This is a genomic window from Persicitalea jodogahamensis (genome assembly GCF_014651615.1).
GTDB lineage: Bacteria > Bacteroidota > Bacteroidia > Cytophagales > Spirosomataceae > Persicitalea > Persicitalea jodogahamensis.
The window spans coordinates 117,287-124,056 of the sequence record NZ_BMXF01000008.1 but is presented as its reverse complement, the minus strand read 5'-3'; the positions used below and the strand labels follow the sequence as shown (position 1 = coordinate 124,056).

At 48.2% G+C, this 6,770-nt stretch carries 7 protein-coding genes; 2 read left to right on the top strand and 5 right to left on the bottom strand.

What is annotated here, in order from left to right; genetic code table 11:
• Positions 1-509: 509 nt before the first annotated feature.
• Positions 510-746, bottom strand: coding sequence for a hypothetical protein (locus IE117_RS25335; RefSeq protein ID WP_189568868.1), 237 nt, complete (start codon positions 744-746; stop codon positions 510-512).
• A gap of 126 nt (positions 747-872) precedes the next feature.
• The gene (locus tag IE117_RS26465; RefSeq protein ID WP_262893129.1) at positions 873-998 is read right to left on the bottom strand and encodes a hypothetical protein; all 126 of its coding nucleotides are present in this window, start codon (positions 996-998) and stop codon (positions 873-875) included.
• 195 nt (positions 999-1,193) lie between these two features.
• On the opposite strand from IE117_RS26465, the gene IE117_RS25330 reads away from it, so the two are divergent.
• Positions 1,194-2,840 carry a toprim domain-containing protein gene (locus IE117_RS25330; protein ID WP_189568865.1) on the top strand — a complete coding sequence of 549 codons (1,647 nt, stop codon included), beginning with the start codon at positions 1,194-1,196 and terminating at the stop codon, positions 2,838-2,840.
• A 209-nt stretch (positions 2,841-3,049) separates the two neighbouring features.
• Here the strand turns inward: IE117_RS25330 and IE117_RS25325 are convergent, their stop codons facing one another.
• Both IE117_RS25325 and IE117_RS25320 read right to left on the bottom strand, forming a co-directional pair.
• Positions 3,050-3,244: a type I restriction-modification system subunit M N-terminal domain-containing protein gene (locus IE117_RS25325; RefSeq protein ID WP_189568862.1), complete on the bottom strand. Its 195-nt coding sequence runs from the start codon at positions 3,242-3,244 to the stop codon at positions 3,050-3,052.
• A 112-nt stretch (positions 3,245-3,356) separates the two neighbouring features.
• Positions 3,357-4,097, bottom strand: a complete 741-nt coding sequence (locus tag IE117_RS25320; RefSeq protein WP_189568860.1) for a hypothetical protein — start codon at positions 4,095-4,097, stop codon at positions 3,357-3,359.
• Positions 4,098-4,722: 625 nt separating this feature from the next.
• Here IE117_RS25320 and IE117_RS25315 point away from each other — a divergent pair.
• Complete coding sequence (locus tag IE117_RS25315) at positions 4,723-5,841, top strand: replication initiation protein (RefSeq protein WP_189568858.1); 1,119 nt, start codon at positions 4,723-4,725, stop codon at positions 5,839-5,841.
• Between the two features lie 86 nt (positions 5,842-5,927).
• On the opposite strand, the gene IE117_RS25310 is transcribed toward IE117_RS25315, so the two are convergent.
• Positions 5,928-6,725 (bottom strand): recombinase family protein, encoded by a 798-nt coding sequence (locus IE117_RS25310; protein ID WP_308439304.1) that lies wholly within the window; start codon positions 6,723-6,725, stop codon positions 5,928-5,930.
• Between the last annotated feature and the right edge of the window lie 45 nt (positions 6,726-6,770).

Here is a 6,770-nt window from a genome sequence, read left to right as displayed (position 1 = left end):
GCCGGGGCTTACTCCACGGCGCGACTCCCTGGGCAATTTGATCACAAATCAGATCGGTGATGGTTTGGAAGAGGTCGAAAGACGGTTTTTTGTTTTTTTTTGCCTTGTCCATAAGACTGAAAATTTGGTAGATGAGAACTCATTTAACTCTTTAAAGATAAGTACTTTACATGATTCACACAAATTTGTGTGAGTGTTTTTTTACCTCTTCAAAAAGTTGTTTCTCCCAACAAGTCACCGCTTACTATCTCATGTAATCGAATTAAATAAGGGTGCATTCTCGACACGATAGCCGTGCCTCGCTCCACAAAATTTTTTCGACTTGAACATGCCTTTCCTTTAATGCACTGGTCAGGCAGGGGGCAAGGCTTGCCAAAAAATAATACTACCGGGCGGCGAACCGTCGGGCGGCGTACCGCCCGAATGGGTGGAGATTATTTTTTGAGCAACCCGAAGGGCGTCGGCCTTTCCGACGGACTGATTCGTGCATTTTCTTTGCAACGTTCAAATCAGAAAATCAAAACAAGGATTTTGCTTATATACAGGGTGGGGCGGGCGACGTAACCCGGACTGAAATCTCCACGGGCGGGCCGAACCCGATGGTTGCACCAGCCAGCCCCGGTGTGCGGTGCCTTTTGTGGCGACGGCGCATCGGGATTTAGCGGGCGGTTCTTGGCGCAATGTTCGGGTTTCAGGGCCGGGGAAGTGGGATGAAAGCTGGGTGAAGCACCCGCAGGGTGGGTCAATGTACATCCTTGATTTGCGTCAGGTGCTTGGAGGGAGATCCGAAGGTTCTGTCCGTAGGACGGCAGCGCAGCGTACCCCGCAGAGGACCGGCCCGCAGGGAGACGCCCATGACATAAGCCCGGAAATTAGTCGAACAAGCCCTTGAAGGCCACGAACACGGCGGCCAGAAAGCACAGAATCCCCACTGCGCTGACGAGTCGAAACTGGCCAGAAGTCAGGAAGTTTTTTTCAGGTGTCGGGACTGGAGCCATGAAACCAAAAATCCGGCGATCAGAAAAATCGACATCAGTTGGATGTGCATCGGCGTAGATAGCTTATTCGTCTAAGTGCATTGATGGCCAAAGGTCAGCAGAAAAGCCACCAAATGTCTTTGATTCAAATGTAAGGCATAAATTGCACTCAGATATCAAGATTGGTATTTTTGAGTCCGGAAAGCTTTCATTCATATGACCAAGTTTGATGAACTTAAGGAGCGATTTCCAAACCTCATTCCGGTGCAGGAATTGAGAGCCAATGTCTCCATCATTGAGTTGGCAGTTCAGTATGGATACAAACCCCTTCTACGAAAGGGTCGCAATCGTCCGGTTCTGGAACATTCCGACTTCGGGGATATAATCATCATTAAGAACCCGCAGGATGCCTCGCAACAGGTATATCAACGGGCCGGGGACTTTACCGACTCTGGTACCATTATTGATTTCATTCGCAATAGGCTTTCAACCGTTTTTTCAATCTATGATCGGCCTGGGAACCATGAGTTCAAGAATATTACGAATGTCCTTTACGATTACCTACGCGTCGATCCGGCGCGCGTCAGCCAGAATCAACAGCTAACCCCCAAGTTGGCAGAGTCGAGTGTCAAGCAGCCTTTTGCTAAGGAAAAGTTTGACGTCCGGCCGCTGGAAGAGGACAATTATCTCATCACCCGACACATTGCGCCTGAAATCCTACTACGCCCTGAGTTTGTCAACAAGGTCGTTACCCATATAGCGCATTTCAATCCTGAAAGCAGCCGGACTGAAGACTTTCTCACCGTCAAGGAACACCCGGAACGCAATTACCATCAATTCTCCAATGTTGCTTTTCCGTACTACAACGGCCAATCGACCGAGGTCACGGGTTTGGAACTCCGAAACGATAATTTGAAGGTTCACGCTCCCGGCAGCGACCGCTTCAGTAGCGTGTTTGTTTCCAACCCGCCGCCGAAAGTGCAGAGCTTTTATTTAATGGAAAGTGCGATCGACGCCCTTTCCCATCGGCAACTACGAAGCATTAGTGGGGACAACGATTTTAATTCGGTTTATTTCTCGACTGGCGGCCAACTCACGCTTCAGCAAGTCAACACCATAACGCGCTACATTGGGTCATTCGAAAAAACGGCCAAATGGTGCATTGTTCTATGTTTCGACGGTGACACCAAAGGCCATAAGTATGATTTACAGTTTATCCAGCAATTAGCTGCGGTCAATTTTCCATTAAAGACCACGGCAGGTGGGCCGGATCGAGTAGCCTATCTTTTGCCAGAAGCGGAAACATTTCGCCCTACTCGTGAAGCCTTGCTGAACCGTATTGAATTGTATAACAATACCGTGCTTTCGCAATTTTCACAAACTGGCGTTGGCACATTAGGCCAAAAGGAACTGAACGGCCAGTTAATTGCCGTCGGTAGAGTAGGGAAGCAAACGCAGATAAGCATACCGCAAGCCTGCGCCCCGCTATCAGCTATCTGTGGGTTTTTGTTGGAAGTAAGCGGTTTGGCCCAGCGGATTAAAATTGAAAAATCCTGCACCAAAGATTTCAATATGGATCTGACTCAGGAAGTAAGGTTGGGCGACGAATTCCGCTATGCGATAAAAGACGAAACCGGGCTTGTTCTCTTCAATGGTAACTCACCCGCTGATATGGCCCGGACAATGCAGCAAATCATGCAACAGGCCGAAAAGGATGTCCAGAGCAAAACCTTCATTCTTACTGAGAGACAACCCTTTGGTTTCCAAAAGCCCCAGGTAGAGATCAAGGTCGAACGGGGTAAGGTTATTCGGTCGATTCAGACGCCGGAGTTCGGTGAACGAATCCGGTTGGAAACAAAATAAGTTCAAGAAAGGAGGGATCGAATCTCCGGCGCCCCTAACAGATGATAGCAATCAAATTGAAATCCTCTGTCTCCCAATAATCAAGTTTCACCTTCACGCCTTTCAAAAATCAACCTTCAACTGATGCCCGTACTCCCGCAGCCATGCCTTAGCTTTCTCGTAGTCCGGTAGCTGCACGGCGACGATATTTCAAAAGGCCGGCACGGTGTTCAGGGTCGAGGTGGCTGATCTCTTTTTTCCAGAGCCTTCCGCCGCTGGTAGAATTCATCAGACAGCCTTTTCAGGAACAGCATCCCGAAGACGTATTCCTTAAATTCGGAGGCGTCCATCGAGCCGCGCAGGATGTCACAAGCCGACAGGAGGAAGGACTCTAATTGGGAAAGGGTTATTTTGGTGGGGCGCATTCAACCGGATTGAAAAAGAAGGGAGGGCCTAAAACAGAGGTCGTTTTAAGACAAGTCATATCGCGTTTTTCGCGTAGTCAAAAGTACGTAAAATGCGCGAAAAGGAGAATAATTAAGCCTTTCTAAGATATAGGGTCGTGGTACCTTGCTTGATCTTGATGGGGTAGGTATCCAACTCCCGATCCACGCGTTTGTTGTCGTAAGGGACAGGGCGGGTAATATGGTCGGGGTCTATGAAAATGACATTCAGCCGCTCGTGAACCTGACCTTTGATCCGTTCCGTGTGTTTTAGCAGGTGCGCGCTGTCGGTTTCAGCCTTTGTCTCGGTCTTATCCTCGAAGTACCGGAAGGTGCAATACCAGTATCGATAATAATGATGATAATTTGAAAAACAGGTCTGATATGCGTCTGGGTTCTCCCGCAGCGTACGGAAAAGTTCATCGACTTGCTTGAGATGGCGCGATTGCTCGCTATCCAGTTGCTTGAAAAGGGATTGCTCTAGCAGTTCCTCCCGGTGGTTTTTGAGGTGAAGCAATATTTTTTCCGGCTCATTCTCCTTCTTGACAGTGTACTTGTGCTTACTAAAAAAGGAGAGGGAAATGGCGGGTTTACCGTAGTTGACCAATTTCAGGTTCTTAAAGGGCGTTTTTCCCTCGCGGTGGTAGGCTTTGTACTCCTTCATGAAATTGACGGGGATGAAATAATATTCCAATTTAGGGTCATTGGGTAACGCGCTAATCTGATTAGTAATTGGCTCCAACTGTACGCGCTGCGTCTGGAGCATAGGCCGAAGAGTGTTTAAATCGACGATTTTGGTGCGATTGGTGGGCCGGGAACTGCTGTCTTGAGTCATAATGGAAAAAAGCTTGACTTATTTACCTCAAAGGTAAATAAGTGTTGGTATTCCAACAAAATCTTTTTCTCCCTTTTACATAGAATCGCAAAAGTTTGATCTTTTATCTCTTTATCAATCTTTTTTGATTGATTTTAGGGCTTATAATAGTCTTAATATCAATATATTACAGAGATAAAACCGAGGTTTAGGGGGAGGAAAAACGAGGTTTAGGGTGAATTGCAGACATAGAAAACCGAGGTCTAGGGGGTCGAAAAACGAGGTTTAGGGGGTCGAAAAACGAGGTTTGAGGGGAGCATTATAGAAAACCGAGGTTTAGGGGGAGGAATTTTAGTCCATAAAAATGTTTATAACTAGTGCTTTTGTTGATAACTCATAGGTGGTTTTTACTCAGAATACTCGCAAAACCGAGGTTTAGGGTGAGGTGGATAAATTTTGCAAAGCCGGAAAAACGAGGTTTAGGGTGAGATGCCTTTCCGACATTTGAATAGAAAAACGAGGTTTAGGGTGAGGCGTTCTTATTTGGCGAAGAACCGAAATATGAAAACCGATTTTGATTTGACAAACTCTTTTTTGTATGTTTGGGAATCGCAGAGGTTTGACAATTCTGACACAACCCAATTTTATGGAAGCTCATCAAGTTGCTGACGATCAATTGGCTCCGGTGTTCACAAAACGTCCTACCAATTATCAGCCCAACCTATTCACAGAGTCGAAACAAGAGTTTACTGAACTGGAGAAAAAGATCGTGGTGCTGGTCGTGAATCAGATTGGCCACCTTGCCTTAAAAGGTGAATTACGGCCCACAGCCAACGTTATTGTAAGCATTCCCTTCTCTTCGCTCACTAGGAACCACCACCAGCAAATCGCAGAAGCCGCCGAGTCGCTTCAATCGAAACGTTTGATATATCGCGACGATGTAAAGAATAGATTCGACTTCATTACACCCTTTCCCCGCGTTCGCTCAGAAACCGTTGATGGCCAGCGCGTCATTGAACTGACCATGTTCGCCGACATGGTCCCCCATTTTGCAGAGTTAGGTCAGCGCTATACCAAATACGACATCGACGTGATGCTGTCGCTCAGTTCGGTTTACGCCCAGCGAATATTTGAGATAGTAAGTATGTTCCAAAATCGCCGGCAGTTGCAGTTCACTTACGAAGTGGAGCAGCTTATGACAATCTTGAACTGTCCGAAGGGCTATTCGTTTTACGATTTCAAAAAGAATGCTCTCATGGTGGCCCAACGCGAGTTAGAGCAAAAGGCAGACATTCTACTTGAATGGAAGCCGTCGAAGAAAGAAGGAAAACGGATAATCGAACTCACTTTCTTCATTAGAACGGCACGCCAACTGGCTGTAGAAGCCATTGAGGTAGATCGCCGCATCATCAACGAGATGCCTCTACATGAAGCCGTAGCAACCGCCTGGCGTTTAATGGCCAATTACAAATTAAAGAACTGGCAGAAAGACCTCATCGCTTCAGAACACAGCTATTTGGAGATATTTTTTCGAGTAGATGCCGAACTAGCCAATGGGTTGCGGCCAAAGGTCAAAAACCACACCGCTTATTTGGTCAAATCATTGGGAATCGACCAAACCAAGGCACCGAAAATCAGTAAGGTATTAAAGAGAAAACAGACCAATCCTCAGCAGTCGGTTTTGCCACTCGGGCCAGAGGTACGTGGAGGAACTGCAAAATCCATTGGCTCGATTATAAATGGGATTCCGTTTTCAGACAAATAGAATGGGTGTGATTAATCCTGACAGATGGAATATTATCTGTTAGGGTCGTTTGACAGCGAAATTTGAAAACCCTTCTACGCCGCTGCCTATCCTTGATCCTCGCTGAAAAGTTTCACCACCCTCTGCACCTGCACGGGCCGGAACCACTTGCCGCGCCGCGTGAGGAACCCATAACTGTTAAGCGCGTTGGCGATGGCCGTCCAGGTCTGGCCGGAAATCCGCATGGAGTTAGCCAAAGCCGCCGCCCGAACGTTGTTCTCGTCCTGACGGGCGTTATGCCGCCGTACGTCCCTGCCCTTCGCGATGGCCTCCGGGGTGAGGTTCTCCGGGGTACCCAGCACCACTCCCCTTTTTTTCAATTCTGCCAAAGCCCGTTTGGTACGCTCAGAAATCACCTCCCGCTCGTGCTGCGCCATGGTAGCCATGACTCCAATGGTCAAGGTATTTGCTTCGGGCATATCGGCGCATATGAAAGGCACGCCCGAATCGCGGAGGGCGAACACGAAGGCCACGTTGCGCGACAGCCGGTCGAGTTTGGCGATCAGCAGAACCGCCCCTTCCTTTTTACAGCGCGCAATGGCCTTCATCAGTTCGGGACGGTTATTGCGCTTGCCCGACTCGACGTCGGTGTAGTCGCCGATGACCTCCCCGCTGCCGCGCAGGAAGGAGGCGATGCCGGTGTTCTGCGCGCCCAGCCCCAGGCCCGAGGCGCCCTGGCGGGCGGTCGAGACGCGGTAGTAGGCGACGTACTTCAAAGGGGCGTTCTGGTGTTCCACGGTCTTAGGTCTTTGGTTTGGGGGGCAATATAGCGGAATTTTACATTTTTTAAACGGTCGTTCGTATAATGTAAAAGCAATTTTTGAAAGGTATACAGATAGGACCAATGAACAAACCCCGCTCAGCAACGTAGTTCAGAAGGTTTACCTAAC